Source organism: Pseudomonas sp. AG1028 (assembly GCF_007993955.1).
Classification (GTDB): Bacteria; Pseudomonadota; Gammaproteobacteria; order Pseudomonadales; family Pseudomonadaceae; genus Aquipseudomonas; species Aquipseudomonas straminea.
Window position 1 is genome coordinate 377,169 of sequence record NZ_VIVP01000002.1, and the last position, 15,734, is coordinate 392,902.

The window sequence follows — 15,734 nt, forward strand, 5'->3', positions numbered from 1 at the left end:
GTACGCCGAAAAATGACCTTCCGGTCATCCGGCGAAGAGGCGCCCGTCGCGCTCGCGCTGGGCATCACGCTGCATCGATTCGAGGTTCTTCTCGATGGTCTCGCACAGCGCGTCCATCTGGATCTGGTGCTCGCTGACCTGGAACGGGCTCTGCAGGTCGCTACCGACCCGCTCGATGGCCAGCAGCATGAAGCCGACCACGGTGGAGGCCAGCGGTGTGTACCACTCCAGAGTCTCGACCAGACCGATGGGCACGATCACGCAGAACAGGGTGATGAACAGCCGCGGGAAGTACACGTAGGGGTAGGGCAGCGGCGTATTGGCGATACGCTCCAGGCCGCCCTGGCAGTTGGAGACGTCGACCAGCGTCGACTCAAGACGGGTAAGGCGGATGCTGTCCAGGCGACCGGCCTTGTACTCGCTGGCGATGATGGCCGCTGAGCCGTTGAGGATGTCATTGGGGAAATTGTTGGTGGTGCCGCGCCGATCAAATTCCTCGGCGGACACGAAAGCGCGCACTTCGTCATCGCAGGGCTGGTTGCGCAGGCTGGCGGACAGGCAACGCACGTAGGCTACGTGGCGGCGCAAAAGAGCAGCCTTGACCGGATTGCCGTCATCCTTGTCGTCGATCAGGGTCAGCACCTGGCGGGCGAAGCTGCGCGAGCTGTTGATCAGTGCACCCCAGATGGTGCGCGCCTCCCACCAGCGGTTGTAGGCGCTGGTGTTACGAAAGCTGATCAGAACCACCAGCGCCGAACCGAGCAGGGTCAGCGGCATGGTTGGCAGGCTGATCTTGCGGTCGAGAAACAGCATGTAGTCGACCGTGACGATGATGTCCCAGATCAGCAGCCAGAACAGCGACCAGCCGACGTAGCCGAAGGTCTTGAGCAGGTAGCGATAACCCCGGTTGAAGGAATTCGTCACTTGGAGTTCTCCGCGGGCAAGGAATGCGAAAGCGCAGAGGTTCGGACGTGGGGCCGGTGGAAAGGTTCGCCAGGTGCCGCCAATCAGCCGTGCTGGCGCGCACTGGCCAGCGCACAGAAGAATTCGACGTACTGGCGCGGCCCGCCGGCGAAGAGGGTGTCCAGGCGCAGCGGGTCCTCGGCATCGGTGATGCCTGCCAGCGCCGGCCAGGGCTCGCTCGGGTGGGCTCGCAGATAGGCGGCATCCACGCCGGGGCGCTGCACTTCGCCCCGGCTGCTGTCGATGTACAGCACGCGGTTGTCCTGCCCGAATGCCTCGCCCAGTTGCTGCACCAGGGTAAGAAAGCCACGGTCGCTGCCGCCGCGCAGCCACTGGGTGCTGCCATCGTCAGCCGTGACGGCGGTGCTGGTCAGGGTATCGCCAACGCCGACCAGACGGGGTATGTGCTGCGGTTCGAAGCGTTCGACCGCCAACTGCAGCAGCGCCTCTAGGCTGGTCGGCGCCTGGCGCACGTTGAACGCTTCGCCCAGCGGATAGACGCCGGTGCGCTGGCCGTAATAGCGATTGAGGATCACCAGCACGCCGGCTTCCTTGATGGAGCCGCGCAGCATCAGTTGCAGATCGGTGGTGCCGGCTGCTGTGCCTTGCGCTGGGCGCAGGCGTTCGCGGCCGCTGGCATCACGGCCAAGGTTGGGTGCGTAGTGCACGAAGAATGACTGCGCCAAACCCTGGGCAGCGGCCTTGTCGAGCAATTGCTGCAGGAGCGCGGCGCTGTCGGTTTGCAGGCGCGCATAGAGATCCGGCCGCTCCTGCCAGTGATGATGGAAGGCGTTGAGGTTGAGCGTCGGCGATACCGGGTTGTCTATCACGCTGCTGGCCAATAGAGGCTCGATATCGCGATCCGCCAGCCTGTAGGGTGCCTGTCGCAGCAGGCTTTGCAGCGCTTCGCTGAGCCAGACGGGTACGGCGGCTAGAAACGCCAACTCCTGGTCGCTTACGCCCGGGTGGGAGAGGCGCCCATGGCGATCCTGCAGCTGTACGCCACCAGCTGCCAGCCCGGGCAGGTAGAGACCCTGTTCCTGGCAACGTTGCGCCGAGCCGAGGGCACGCTCGACCAGGCTGTTCACACCGCGGCTACCGATATGTTCGCCATTGGTCAGCACCTGGAAATGGCCATCCAGGTCGCGAGCGGCCTGCAGGTAGGCGGGGTTCAGCGTGCGGGTGAGGGGATCGCGCACCAGGTCCATGCACACACCATCCAGGTCCTGGATGATCAGCAGGTTTTCGGTGCCGGTGAGGCTGTCGAGCAGCGCAGAAGGGTCGAGCGAGTAAGCGGTTTCGGTCACAATCATGGCGCCCGAGTCTAACGCGGTTTTACCCGATGGGGCGATTGCCTGAAGCATTTGGCTCAAGCGATTGTCCATCATCAGATTGGCAGAGCGGATCGAGAGGATGCACGGATGAGTGATTCACCCAAGCGGGTTCGGCAAATCGTTACGGCAGCGCTGCTGCTTTGCGCGAGTGCCGCGGGGACTGCGAGGGGCGATGAAGCCGACCAACTGGCCAAATTGATCAACAGTTACCGCGAGGCGGGGCAGGGCTGTGGCGGGCAAGCCAGCCCGGCCGCCGGCCCGCTGGCGCCGGATCGGCGGCTGGCCGGGCAGCAGGTCAATTCTTCCGAGCAATTGCAGCAGGCGCTGCAGCAGGCCGGCTACCAGGCCGAAGCCGTGCAACTGATCCGCGTCACCGGCCCTAATACGCCGCAAGCGGCCATGGCCATGCTGCAGCAGTCTTACTGCAAGCAACTGCAGGATGCGCAGTTCGCCGATATCGGCGTGCGCCACGAGGGCAACAGTTGGCAGGTGGTGCTCGGCCGCGCGCTGTTGCCGGCGCGCCTTGGCGACTGGCAGGAGGAGGGCAAGGCCATTCTGGCGGCTGTCAACAAGGCCCGTGGTGCGGCACGGCAATGTGGCGACCAGCCCTTCGATGCCGCCGAGCCGCTGACCTGGAACGACGCCCTGGGCCAGGCAGCCCTGGCCCACAGCCGCGATATGGCGATGAACAGCCTGTTCAGTCACCAGGGCAGCGACCGCAGCCTGGTCGGTGCCCGCGCCACCGCTGCAGGCTACGACTGGACGGTAATTGGCGAGAACATCGCCGCTGGCCAAGGCCGCGCCCAGCAAGTGGTCGAAGGCTGGCTAGCCAGCCCCTCGCACTGCTACAACCTGATGAATCCGGACTTCCGGGAAATGGGCGCGGCTTATGCCAGTAACCCGCAGAGCCAGGCGACCATCTACTGGACTCAGGTGTTTGGTGCGTTGGGGCGTTCTGGGCTTTAGGTGGGTTTGGCGATCTGGCGGCGGTGGTTAGCGCGAATCTACGCCTGGCCATCACTTGTGGGAGCCGCTGCCAATCAATACCGGTTTCTTGTTGATCGTCAGATCTGACGATCGCTCAACAGCGGTGGCATCGGGCAATCCAGGGTGTCGGCCACGGCGCGCATCAGCTCCGCTTCACCGGCACTGATGCGCCCGTCGTGCTCGATGCAGCGGGCCATGGCCTTGAGCAGCTGCGGCTTCTGCAGTGGCCGCATCTGGTTAAGGCGGTTGAGCGCATCGTTCAGTTCGTTGATCCCCGCTTGGCGCTGTTCGGCAAAGGGCCGGTCGGTGAATGGCAGGGTGCTCCAGGCGGCCTGGAAGGCTTCGTCGGCGGCCTGCTCGCTGGTATTGCCGGCTCGCGCCAGGGCTGCCAGCAGTACGCAGCTTTCATTGCCCAGCGCGGCCAGCGGCAGACGACCCTGCACGGGGCGTTGCATGCCCAGGTTGCGCTCGACGATGCGTAGCAGCGCCCACTCCATGAAGCCCAGCTGCCCGGTGCTGATCAGCAGGGTGCCGATATCGCGCTTGAGACTGACGAAATCCTGTGGCTCGAGTTGCTTGAGCGCGGGGATGGCCAGCTCCAGCAGCGGCAGGCGACGCCCGGCGGGCAGCTGGTGCAATGGCTCGGCCAGCTCCTGCAGGCGGTCGGACAAGAGCGGCGCAAGGTTGGCCTGCATCCAGCCGAAGCGTTGCTGGCGTGTGGCCTGGTCCGGGCCGAGCAGCAGGCCGTAGAGAATCGTCAGTGCACCGTGGGGATCGTGGGCGGCGTCGCGCAGACGATCATCGATCTGCGCAAGGCTTTCACGCGCTTCTTCCAGGTGCAGGGGTTGGGGGGCGCCGATGCTGGCGATGGCCGCGCTCGCCGCGGCGGCGCTGAAGTTTGCGGTAGCCGGTTGTTGAGGCACGGCGGGCTGGCTAGGTGCTTCGAACACTTCATCGCCCAGCACCACGCCGTTCCAGTGAGGGTCGATACGGCGAATGCGCTCTTCCAGCGGTGGGTGGGTGGCCATCATCTTGCTCAATGCCAGGCCCTGGCCGAAGTACATATGGCTGTACTCGGCGGCATGGCTGGCTTCCAGGCGCGAACCGCGGCCGAGCTTCTTGAGAGCACCGGCGATGCCGCTGGGGTTGCGGGTGTACTGCACGGCCGAGGCGTCGGCGAGAAACTCGCGCTGGCGGCTGACCGCGGCCTTGATCAGGTTGCCGAAAAAGGTGCCGGCGTAGCCGATCACCAGCAATGCCAGGCCTACCACCATGACCAGCGCCACGACGTTGCCGCGGCCCTTGTCATCGGAGCGGCTGGAGGTGCGAGTGGCGCCACTGTTGCCGACGCCGCGCATCAGCAGCTCGCCGATCAAACCCAGTAGCAGAATGCCATGCAGCACCGCCACCAGGCGAGTATTGAGGCGCATGTCGCCGTGCAGGATGTGGCTGAATTCGTGGGCGATCACGCCCTGCAGCTCATCGCGGTTGAGCCGTTCGATGGCACCACGGGTGATGCCGATCACTGCGTTCTCAGGTCGCAAGCCGGCGGCGAAGGCGTTGATGGCAGGCTCTTCAAGCAGGTAGACGGGCGGCACCGGAACACCGGCGGCCAGGGCCATTTCCTCCACCACGTTGAGCACCCGTTGCTCGCGCATACCTTCGGGCTTGAGGTTGAGCAGGCGCCCGCCGAGGCGCTCGGCCACCACCTTGCCGCCGGCACTGAGCTGCGACGCCTTGAATGCCCAGCCCAGCAGCACCACGCCGACCACCACCGCAGCCACGCTGAGCAGAAGTTCCCTGCTCATCGCCTGTAGGCCGTAGTTGCCGTATTGGTAGACCTGCCAGGCGATGGCGATCACTAGGGTGGTACTGACCACCAGAGTCACCACCGCCAGAATCAGCAGGATCACCAGGCGTGAGGTATTACGCCGGGCCCGATCCTGATGCTCGAAGAAATCCATCCGCTAGGCCCCTGTACTCAGAAGGAGACTTTTGGTGCGTCCTGAATCGCCGCGCTGTCGGCGAACTCCAGCAGGGCAGCATCGCTGCCATGGCCGAAGGCGCCGGCCAGCACCACTGGCGGGAAGCTCTGGCGGTAGGCGTTATAAGCGGTGACCGCATCGTTGTAGGCCTGGCGGGCAAAGGCCACCTTGTTCTCGGTGCTGGACAGCTCTTCGCTGAGCTGCTGCATGTTCTGCGAGGCTTTGAGGTCCGGGTAGGCCTCGACCGTCACATTGAGGCGGCCCATGGCGTTCTTCAGCGCGCCTTCGGCATTGGCCAGCAGATTCATGCTCCGGGCATCGCCCGGGTTCTGCGAGGCCTGCTTGAGGCCGTCAACCGCGCCGTTGCGCGCCGCGATCACCGCTTCCAGGGTTTCGCGCTCATGGGACAGATAGGCCTTGGCGGTTTCCACCAAGTTGGGGATCAGGTCGTAGCGGCGCTTGAGCTGCACTTCGATCTGCGCGAAGCCGTTCTGGTAGCGATTGCGCAGGGCGACGAGGCGGTTGTAGACGCTGATCACGTAGAAAACCACCACGACCAGTACGGCGATGATGATAAGGGTGGAGATATCCATGAGATGTCCCTATCGGTTGGTAAACGTTGCCGCATGGTAACGGAAAGTGCATCGTGTCGGGCGTGCCATGGCTGCCGGGCCTGCGTGGATGTGCGGTGGTTCCGGTTACTGTCCGTCGCCCTTGTTCGGGGCGAGCGCCAGCATCTGCACGGTCAGGCGCGGCGTGGCCAGGCTCAAGCCGGACTCGTCCAGATGGCGCTTGAGCGCCAGGTTGAAGGCCCGCGACACCTCCCACTGGCGTATCGGCGCGGTCTTGAAGCGCGCGCGCAGCACCGCGTTGCCGGACTCGAAGCTCTCCACGCCCTGGATTTCCAGGGGCGACCAGATGTTGCGACGCATCAACGTGTCGTTGCGCAGTTCGGTGGCCACTTCGCGCAACAGCTTGATGGCGTCGTCGATGTTCATGTCGTGGGGCACCGCGACGCGGAAGATGGCGTAGCCGAACTCGCGCGAGTAGTTCTTGATGCTCTTGATCTCGCTGAACGGGATGGTGTGCACGATGCCGTCGATGTCGCGCAGGCGCACGGTGCGGATGGTCAGGCCCTCGACGGTGCCCAGATGGCCGCCGACGTCGACATAGTCGTCGATGGCCAGGGAGTCTTCGATGATGATGAACAGGCCGGTGATCAGGTCGGCCACCAGCGACTGCGCACCGAAGCCGATGGCCAGGCCGATCACCCCGGCACCGGCCAGCAGCGGGGTGACGTTCACGCCCATGTTGGCCAGGGCGACGATGGCCGCGATGATGAAGATGCTGACGAACAGTACGTTGCGGATCAGCGGCATCATGGTCTGCGCGCGGGCGTTGGTCTGCCCCTTGCGCGAGCGGGTCAGGGCGTGATGCACCGCGGTGTCGGCAAGAATCCACACCAGCCAGCCACAGGCCAGGGTAGCGCCCAGGCCGACCAGCTTGAGACTGATTTCGTGCCCGCCGCCCTCGGCGAAACCGATCAGCGATAGCCCCCACACACGCAGGCCCAGTTCGAAAAACACCAGCCACACAGCCAGGCTGAGCATGGTGTGGAAGAAGTTGCGAAAGCGCTCGAAGTAGGCTGCATGCCGGCGGTGGCGCGAGCGGGGCTTGAACAGCCGCCGGCGGATCAGACCGTTGATGACCATGCAGGTGACCAGCAGCACGGTGCACATCAGCGACTGGCGAAACGCCGTGCTGGTGTCGCCGGCCGATACGAAGGTTGCTGCCAGGGAAATCGCTACCAGGGCCAGGGCCGGCAGGTACCAGAAGCTGCCGAGCAGTTCCACGGTCTCGCTGATGCCACGCTGGCGCAGGCGTCGCGCCAGGGGCTGGTTGCGCATCAGGTGGGCGATGGGGCGGCGGAAGCGGATGATGAACAGGCCGGTGCACAAGGCCGCCAGCACGTTGGTCAGCGTCGCCGTGGTGTGTGCCAGATTGCCGCCGAGGCTGGCGACCAGGCGCGGATCGTTGAGCGCCTCGCCAAAGGCGGCGAAGCTGCCGATCAGCCACAACGGGCGAAAGGCGCGGCGGCGCAGGATGTTCAGGGCGGTGCGCCGGTGCGGGCCGTCGAGCAATGAGAAGGCGATCACGCAGATCGCCGAGAAGCAGGTGCCGACCACCAGCGCATAGGCCAGCACCATGGCCAGATCGCGGCCCAGGGAAGCCGGTAGCACGTAGCTCAGGTAGCCGGTGATCAATAGCGCAGCGAACCAGGGGCCGAGTTTGCGCAGGGCGAAGCGCAAGAGATCTGTGGGGCGCGGGTTCTGCGGCAGCTCCTCGGCCAGGCCGAAGCGCAGGCGTACCTGGTGGCTGAGCGCCCGTAGCCCGAAGGCCAGCAGGCTCCACACGCCGATGATCAAGGCGAAATTGCTGATCAGCGCCAGGCGCTCGCCGGCTTCGGGCAGTAGCGCCGCCAGCTCGCTGCGGCTGCGCGACAGCTCCAGCTGCCAGCGCGCTAGCGGGCTTTGTTCGCCCGAGAACTGGCTTTCGATGTCCGTCAGTGCGTTGCCGATCAGCCCCAGTACGCCGTCGCGGCTTTCGGGTTGGGCCTTCTGGGTGGTGTCGCGCAGGGTTTTCAGGTCATTGAGCAGCTGCGCACGCTGCTTGTCGTTTTCCAGGGACTGGATCACTTCATCCAGTGAGCGATCCAGCGGCTGATCCGCCTGGGGCTGCGTATTGCTGGCGTTGCCGGTGTTGCCGAACAGCGTGGGGATGCCCGCCGCCTGGGCAGAGGAGCAGGCCAGCATCATCAGGAACAGCAAAAGCAAGGGATGCAGCAGGGCGTGGAAGCGGATCACGCGCGAATTCTCCGTCACGCGGGTGAGTGCCGGGGCGGCGCCGAGCGACGCCGCCCCAGGCTCAGGCGTAGTTTTCCGGGCTGAGACGGCGCTCGACCAGCTCGATGAGGATATGGATGACCTTGATGTGCAGCTCCTGGGTGCGGTCGGCGAAATCGCCGCCCGGCGCACAGATGCACACGTCAGCCAGGCTTTCCAGCAGCGAACCAGGCTTGCCGGTCAGGGCGATGACCTTGATGCCCAGTGACTTGGCCGCTTCGGCGGCCTTGACCACGTTGGGACTCTTGCCACTGGTGCTGATGGCCAGCAGCACATCGCCCTCGCGGCCGTGGGATTCCACGTAGCGCGAGAAGATATGGTCGTAACCGAAGTCGTTGGCCACGCAACTGATATGGCTGGCGTCGCTGATCGACACCGCGGCGATGCCCGGGCGGTTCTTGCGATAGCGTCCGGTGAGTTCCTCGGCGAAGTGCATGGCATCGCACATCGAGCCACCGTTGCCGCAGGAAAACACCTTGCCCTTGGCCTCGAAACTGCTCACCAGCAGGTCGCCGGCGCGCTCGATATTGGCCAGCGTCTGCTCGTTGCCGATGAAGGCGTTGAGGGCGCGCTGGGCTTCGATCAGGCTATTGCGGATATGTTCGATCATGGTCGCCTCAGGGCAGGTCATGGCTGTTGTAGAAGGCGCCCAGGACTTTCACCAGGTGTGCCAGGTCCTGGCTGCCGGCCAGTTCGCGAATCGAGTGCATGGCGAAGGTCGGCAGACCGATATCCACGGTACGCACACCGAGCTGGCTGGCGGTGATCGGGCCGATGGTCGAGCCGCAACCCATGTCGCTGCGGGTCACGAAGCTCTGTACCGGCACTTCGTTTTCCAGGCACAGGTGGCGGAAGAAACCGGCGGTTTCGCTATTGGTGGCGTAGCGCTGGTTGCTGTTGATCTTGATCACCGGGCCAGCATTGAGCTTGGGCCCATGATTGCCGTCGTGCTTGGCTTCGTAGTTGGGGTGCACGCCATGGGCGTTGTCGGCCGACACCAGCAGCGAACGCTGGATGGTACGCACGAAGTCGTCACCCTGGGGCAGCACGCGGCGCAGCACCTGCTCGAGCATCGGGCCATCGGCGCCGCACGCCGAGCTGGAGCCGACCTCTTCGTGGTCGGTGCAGACCAGCACGCAGGTTTCCTCGTCACCGGCGTCGAGCAACGCCTGCAGGCCGGCGTAGCAGGACAGCAGGTTATCGAGGCGCGCACTGGCGATGAAATCCTGGTTCAAGCCCACCACGGCGGCGCTCTGGGTATCGTAGAAACTCAGCTCGTAGTCGAGCACCGCATCGGCGTTGAAATCGTGCTCCATGGCCAACTGCTCGCTGAGCAGGGCACGGAAGTCGGCACCCTCGGCACCGGCCAGTTGGGCGAGGATCGGCGGCAGCTCGTTCTGCGCATTGATCGCCCAGCCTTGGTTGGCTTCACGGTTGAGGTGGATGGCCAGGCTGGGGATCACGGCAATCGGCTGGTAGAAGTCGATCAGCGCGCTTTCCACCTTGCCGTCGCGGCGGTAGGTGACGCGGCCGGCCAGGGACAGGTCGCGGTCGAACCAGGGGGCCAGCAGCGCGCCGCCGTAAACCTCGACGCCGAGCTGGAGGTAACCCTGACGCTCCAGCTCCGGGTTGGGCTTGACGCGCAGGCAGGGGCTGTCGGTATGGGCGCCGACCAGGCGCACGCCGCCTTCGACCGGCGAGCGGGTGCCGAGCTTGAAGGCGATGATCGAGGAATCGTTGCGGGTCACGTAATAACGGCCACCGGCTTCTGTGTACCAGGGCGCGCGCTCGTCGAGCTGGCGGTAACCGGCGGCTTCGAGGCGCATGGCCAGGCTGCTGGTGGCGTGAAACGGTGTAGGGGAGGCGTTGAGAAAGTCGAGCAGGCCTTGATTCAATTCTTCGCGCATGGGGCACTCCGGACGGCAATGTGCCGAGTTTATCGGATTTGCCCGCGGCGCTGTTGGCGTTTCAGAGTAGTGGCCCGGTGTTGAGCGCAGCGATACCCGGGGATCGGTCTTCAGAGCGATGCTGTATTCAAGTTGATCCTGGGCATCGCTGCGCTCAACCGCAGGCTACGGGTGTGCGATGGCCACCAGGCTCAGGATCTGCCCGTCCAGCTCCGCGTAGTAACCCTCTAGCTCGCTACCTGTCGGCCATTCTTCGCCAAGGTCGATAATCAGGCGCAACTGCGCGGTTTGCTGAGCTGTGTCGAGGCTGAGAAGCTCGGCATCCTGAAAATAGAAGCGCGTGAGCACCAGCGGATAGAGCGCCTTGAACAGGCTCTCCTTGAGCGAGAAGGTCAGGCTGATCCGCCAGGCGCGCTGCTCTGGGCTCAAATCGGCTATCCGCACCAGCTCATCCGCGGTGAGAATCTCGCCCACCAGCCGCTCGGCGCGCTCGCTAGACAGCAGCCGCTCGACGTCCAGGCCCAGCCCTCGCCAATGCCGTGCGGGCGCGACGATGGCGGCGGCCCAGCCCTGGCCATGGGTGATTGACCCACTGACCTGTGCCGGCCATTGCGGCGCCCGGTCATCGCCGACCGCCGGCACGCTGGCCACGCCGGTGACTCGATACAGCGCTTCGCGCGCGCATACACGCCCGGCCAGATGCTCGGCCTGGCGCTTGGCAACGCCGCGCACCAGCGGCACACCAGCGGCGGTGTAATCACCTTCGTCGAGTCGGCCGGGATCGAAATGGGTGCTGATCAACTGTACGCCGGCCAGTGGCTGCGTGAACGGCCAATGATCGTCTAAAGGGCTGCAGCAGCGGGGCAGGTGAGTCTCAATCATGGCCGGCATTCTGCCGCGCCGGCCGGCTGCTTACCAGCCGGATAGGTAGCACTGCTGGGCTGGTCATCTGGCTGCTGCAAATGAACGTGTACAAGGCAGTAGTCGGATCAGACCCATCGTTCAGGTGAGGTTCAGCGAGGGTTCAGGAAGGGTTCAGTGGCTGGCAGGCAGGATGATTCTCGAGTTTTTCATTAACCCACTGCCATTCGAGAGGCATCTCCATGAAAGCGACTCTGACCAAACTGGCTCTGGCAACTTCCCTGGTATTCGGCGCTGCAGCCACCGCTCATGCCGACAACAACTTCGCCGGATTCACCTGGGGCCAGACCAGCAACAACATCCAGAAGTCCGACGCGCTCAATGCCAACCTGGGCAACCCGAACTTCGACAGCGTCATCAACAACGAAAGCACCTGGGGTATCCGCGCCGGTCAGCAAAATGATGCCGGCCGTTATTACGGCACCTACGAATACATCTCCGGCAGCAACAATGGCCTCAAACTGCGCCAGCAGAACCTGCTCGGCAGCTACGATGCCTTCCTGCCGCTGAACGAGAACGGCACCAAGCTGTTCGGCGGTGGCACCCTGGGCCTCATCAAACTGGAGCAGAACAGCTCCGGTGTCTCGCGTGACAGCAATGTCGGGTATGCTGCCGGCTTGCAGGCGGGCCTGCTGCAGGAAGTCAACGAAAACGCCTCCATCGAAGGTGGCTACCGTTACCTGCGCACCAACGCCAGCACCGAATTCGCACCGCACGGCGAAGGCAAGGTCGGCTCGCTCGATCTGCATAGCAGTGGTCAGTGGTATCTGGGTGCCAACTACAAGTTCTAAGTCTTGTCTGTAGAGAGTTCGGGTCGTCCGATGGGCGACCCGACTTCATTCATGATGAAGAGGACATGCAACGATGAAATTGCTGGTCGTGGAGGATGAGGCGCTGCTGCGCCACTATCTGTATACCCGACTCGGCGAACAAGGCCACGTGGTGGACGCGGTCGCTAACGCCGAGGAAGCGCTGTATCGCGTCGATGAATACCATCATGATCTGGCGGTGATCGATCTTGGTCTGCCAGGCATCAGCGGGCTGGACCTGATCCGTCAGTTGCGCAGCCGCGACAAGACCTTTCCCATTCTGATTCTCACCGCCCGCGGCAACTGGCAGGACAAGGTCGAAGGCCTGGCCTCGGGCGCCGACGATTACGTGGTCAAGCCCTTTCAGTTCGAGGAACTCGAGGCGCGCCTCAATGCGTTGCTGCGCCGCTCCTCCGGCTTCATTCAGTCGACCATCGAAGCAGGCCCGCTGCTGCTCGACATGAACCGCAAGCAGGCGCTGATCGAGGGGAGTGGCATGGGCCTGACCGCTTACGAGTACCGCATCCTTGAATACCTGATGCGCCACCACCAGCAGGTGGTGCCCAAGGAACGCCTGATCGAACAGCTGTATCCCGATGATGAGGAGCGCGATCCCAACGTGATCGAAGTGCTGGTCGGTCGCCTGCGTCGCAAGCTGGAAAGCTGCAACGGCTTCAAACCGATCGAAACGGTGCGCGGCCAGGGCTATCTGTTCACCGAGAGATGCCGGTGACCCGAGGTTTCGCGCAACTCAAGGCGCGTTGGATTTCCTCGCTACGCCTGCGCCTGATGCTCGGCAGTACGGTTATCGCCGTGCTGTTCATGGCGGCGTTGCTACCAACCTTGCAGGGCGCCTTTCTGATCGCCCTGGAAAAATCCGTCGAGAAACGCCTGGCCGCCGACACCGGCGCGCTGATATCCGCTGCCCGCACCGACGATGGCAAGCTGCGCATGCCCATCAAGCTGCCCGACGAGGAGTTCGACCTGCCGGATGCTCAATTACTGGGCTTCATCTACGACCGGGACGGCACGCTGCTGTGGCAGTCGCCTTCTACCCGCGATATTTCCCTGTCCTACCTGCCCAGCTACGACGGCCGTGGCGACGAGCTGCTGCGTGTAGAGGACCGTCAGGGCCGCGAGTTCTACCTCTATGATGTGGAGATCAAGCTGCTACGCGGGCAGAGTGCGGCGTTCAGTATCGTCACCCTGCAGCCGGCCAGCGACACCCTGGCGCTGTACCGGGATTTCACCAAACAACTCTACCTGTGGCTCGGCGGTGCGCTGCTGCTGCTTCTGGGGCTGCTGTGGTTCGGCCTGACCTGGGGCTTTCGCAGCCTGCGCGGGTTGCGTGAAGAGTTGGACGAAGTGGAGGGTGGCCTGCGCGAACGCCTGAGCGATGAGCATCCGCGCGAGCTGCTGCGCCTGACCGGCTCGCTGAACCGCCTGCTGGACAGTGAACGCCAGCAGCGCGAGCGCTACCGCCATTCTCTAGATGACCTGGCGCACAGCCTGAAGACCCCTTTGTCGGTGCTGCAGGGCGCAGCCGAGGTGATCGCCACCCGGCCGCAGAACCGCGAGCAGTCGCAGATCCTGCAGGGGCAGATCGAGCGCATGAGCCAGCAGATCGGCTATCAGCTGCAGCGCGCCAGCCTGCGCAAGAGCGGCCTGGTGCGCCACCGGGTGCCGCTTGCCGGGGTGGTGGACAACCTCTGCGACGCCCTCGACAAGGTCTATCGCGGCAAACAGGTCAGTGTGCAGCGCCAGTTCGATGCCTGGCTTGAAATTCCCATGGAGCGTGCAGCACTGCTCGAACTGCTCGGCAACCTGCTGGAAAACGCCTACCGCCTGTGCCTGGGGCAGGTGCGCATCGGCGCTCTTATCGAAGGCGGCACCTGCGAGCTGTGCGTCGAGGACGATGGCCCAGGCGTTCCGGTCGATCAACGCGAGCGCATCCTGCGCCGCGGCGAGCGTCTGGACACCCAGCATCCAGGGCAGGGCATCGGTACCGCTGTGGTCAAGGACATCATCGAAAGCTACGAAGGTGAGCTATTTCTCGAAGAGTCCGAGCTCGGTGGGGCGGCGTTTCGGGTACGGATCTGAGCGCCAGTCCACCGTTTTGGTGGGAATCCGCCACGCTCGCCTGAGTGCCTGTGCGGAAAACCGCCATCGGCCGCGCCAGGGCGGCCGAAATCTTTGCTAAAACCCACGCCAGTCAAAGGTTTATCCGGATATTTCCTGTGTGGCATGGCGCTTGCTTTTGCAGCGTCAAGGTCGCGAGAGCGCCCTATAACAAATCCCTCCAGGTCAGGAGGGTTGGCGCCTAAACAAGAAAGGTGGTGCGGACGTCGCAGGATGTCATTGCCGCACCCGAGAGGATTCACCATGACTGCCACAACGCATGAAGTTGTCCGTCAACCGTTCTACAAAATGCTCTATGTCCAAGTGCTGGCTGCTATCACCATCGGCATTCTCCTCGGTCACTTCTATCCTGAAACGGGCGTCGCCCTCAAGCCGCTAGGCGATGGCTTCGTCAAGCTCATCAAGATGGTCATCGCACCCATCATCTTCTGCACCGTCGTCAGCGGCATCGCCGGCATGCAGGACATGAAGGCAGTCGGCAAGACCGGCGGCTACGCGCTGCTGTATTTCGAAATCGTCTCCACCATTGCCCTGATCATCGGTCTGGTCGTGGTCAACGTCGTGCAGCCGGGCGTCGGCATGCACGTCGATCCGAGCACGCTGGATGCCAGCAAAATCGCCGCCTATGCCCAGGCTGGTGAAGCGCAGACCACCATCGGCTTCATCCTTAACGTGATTCCGGCAACCGTGGTCGGCGCGTTCGCCAACGGCGACATCCTGCAGGTGCTGTTCTTCTCGGTGATCTTTGCCTTCGCTCTGCAGCGCATGGGTGAGTTCGGTCGCCCGGTGCTCGAGTTCATCGATCGCATCGCCCACGTCATGTTCGGCATCATCAACATGATCATGAAGCTCGCGCCCATCGGTGCCTTCGGTGCCATGGCCTTCACCATCGGTCAGTACGGTGTCGGCTCGCTGGTGCAGTTGGGCCAACTGATGCTGTGCTTCTACATCACCTGCTTCTTCTTCGTGCTCGTGGTACTGGGCGGTATCTGCCGTGCTCACGGTTTCAGCGTTCTGCGCCTGATTCGCTACATCCGCGAAGAGCTGATGATCGTGCTGGGTACTTCGTCGTCGGAGTCGGCCCTGCCACGCATGCTGACCAAGATGGAAAAGCTCGGTGCCAAGAAGTCGGTCGTTGGTCTGGTAATCCCGACTGGCTACTCCTTCAACCTCGACGGTACCTCGATCTACCTGACCATGGCCGCGGTGTTCATCGCCCAGGCTACCGATACCCCGATGGACATCACCCACCAGATCACTCTGCTGCTGGTGCTGCTGGTTGCTTCCAAGGGTGCTGCTGGCGTGACCGGTAGCGGCTTCATCGTTCTGGCCGCCACCCTGTCTGCCGTCGGCCACCTGCCGGTTGCCGGCCTGGCGCTGATCCTGGGTATCGACCGTTTCATGTCCGAAGCCCGCGCGCTGACCAACCTAGTCGGTAACGGCGTCGCCACCATCGTGGTCGCCAAGTGGTGCAAGGAGCTGGACGAAGACACCCTGCAGCGCGAGCTGGCTTCCGGTGGTCGTCCGGACGTGGTGGCCGTACCTGCCGACAACGCTGGCAAGGTGTCCTGATAGCAATGTCGTCGACCTTCCCGGCAGGGAAGGTCACCTGGCCCGCCCTTGTGGCGGGCTTTTTTATGGGTGCATGAAACTGGGCTGGCACGTCGCCTTTAGGTCACCTGTTCTATTGAGCGGGGCAGGGTTCGGCAGGAGCATTACCAGGCGGGTAGCGCTTCGCGTGATCGACAGTTGTAACGCGTGGCGCCGCTCATCAATCCTGGATGAA

The 15,734-nt window shown here is 63.7% G+C and carries 13 protein-coding genes; 5 read left to right on the forward strand and 8 right to left on the reverse strand.

The window, feature by feature from the left end:
- Positions 1–24: 24 nt before the first annotated feature.
- Together FB481_RS04825 and stpA are read right to left on the reverse strand one after the other, a co-directional pair.
- On the reverse strand, positions 25–924 hold the full coding sequence (locus FB481_RS04825) for a bestrophin family protein (RefSeq protein ID WP_147175238.1): 900 nt from the start codon (positions 922–924) through the stop codon (positions 25–27).
- An 83-nt stretch (positions 925–1,007) separates the two neighbouring features.
- A complete protein-coding gene (stpA, locus tag FB481_RS04830; RefSeq protein ID WP_256662705.1) occupies positions 1,008–2,276 on the reverse strand; it encodes a glucosylglycerol 3-phosphatase in 1,269 nt (422 codons plus the stop codon).
- Positions 2,277–2,384: 108 nt separating this feature from the next.
- On the opposite strand from stpA, the gene FB481_RS04835 reads away from it, so the two are divergent.
- Positions 2,385–3,263, forward strand: a complete 879-nt coding sequence (locus FB481_RS04835; protein WP_147175239.1) for a CAP domain-containing protein — start codon at positions 2,385–2,387, stop codon at positions 3,261–3,263.
- A gap of 98 nt (positions 3,264–3,361) precedes the next feature.
- On the opposite strand, the gene FB481_RS04840 is transcribed toward FB481_RS04835, so the two are convergent.
- From FB481_RS04840 to FB481_RS04865, 6 genes are all read right to left on the reverse strand, one after another.
- Complete coding sequence (locus FB481_RS04840; protein WP_147175240.1) at positions 3,362–5,248, reverse strand: M48 family metallopeptidase; 1,887 nt, start codon at positions 5,246–5,248, stop codon at positions 3,362–3,364.
- 17 nt (positions 5,249–5,265) lie between these two features.
- A complete protein-coding gene (locus tag FB481_RS04845) occupies positions 5,266–5,862 on the reverse strand; it encodes a LemA family protein (protein WP_093501852.1) in 597 nt (198 codons plus the stop codon).
- A 105-nt stretch (positions 5,863–5,967) separates the two neighbouring features.
- Positions 5,968–8,085 carry a mechanosensitive ion channel family protein gene (locus tag FB481_RS04850; RefSeq protein WP_093502518.1) on the reverse strand — a complete coding sequence of 706 codons (2,118 nt, stop codon included), beginning with the start codon at positions 8,083–8,085 and terminating at the stop codon, positions 5,968–5,970.
- A 109-nt stretch (positions 8,086–8,194) separates the two neighbouring features.
- A complete protein-coding gene (gene lpcA / locus FB481_RS04855) occupies positions 8,195–8,782 on the reverse strand; it encodes a D-sedoheptulose 7-phosphate isomerase (protein ID WP_147175241.1) in 588 nt (195 codons plus the stop codon).
- 7 nt (positions 8,783–8,789) lie between these two features.
- Positions 8,790–10,079 carry a M18 family aminopeptidase gene (locus FB481_RS04860; protein ID WP_147175242.1) on the reverse strand — a complete coding sequence of 430 codons (1,290 nt, stop codon included), beginning with the start codon at positions 10,077–10,079 and terminating at the stop codon, positions 8,790–8,792.
- A 165-nt stretch (positions 10,080–10,244) separates the two neighbouring features.
- A complete protein-coding gene (locus FB481_RS04865; protein ID WP_372239534.1) occupies positions 10,245–10,970 on the reverse strand; it encodes a 4'-phosphopantetheinyl transferase in 726 nt (241 codons plus the stop codon).
- 212 nt (positions 10,971–11,182) lie between these two features.
- On the opposite strand from FB481_RS04865, the gene FB481_RS04870 reads away from it, so the two are divergent.
- The 4 genes from FB481_RS04870 (at position 11,183) to FB481_RS04885 (ending at position 15,520) form a co-directional block, all read left to right on the forward strand.
- Entirely contained in the window at positions 11,183–11,791 is a 609-nt protein-coding gene (locus tag FB481_RS04870) for an outer membrane protein (protein WP_147175244.1), read from the forward strand.
- Positions 11,792–11,864: 73 nt separating this feature from the next.
- Positions 11,865–12,542 (forward strand): response regulator, encoded by a 678-nt coding sequence (locus FB481_RS04875; RefSeq protein ID WP_147175245.1) that lies wholly within the window; start codon positions 11,865–11,867, stop codon positions 12,540–12,542.
- Positions 12,533–13,909 carry an ATP-binding protein gene (locus FB481_RS04880; protein ID WP_093501840.1) on the forward strand — a complete coding sequence of 459 codons (1,377 nt, stop codon included), beginning with the start codon at positions 12,533–12,535 and terminating at the stop codon, positions 13,907–13,909. The genes FB481_RS04875 and FB481_RS04880 overlap by 10 nt, the downstream gene beginning before the upstream one ends.
- A gap of 282 nt (positions 13,910–14,191) precedes the next feature.
- Positions 14,192–15,520: a dicarboxylate/amino acid:cation symporter gene (locus FB481_RS04885; protein ID WP_147175246.1), complete on the forward strand. Its 1,329-nt coding sequence runs from the start codon at positions 14,192–14,194 to the stop codon at positions 15,518–15,520.
- Positions 15,521–15,734: the final 214 nt, after the last annotated feature.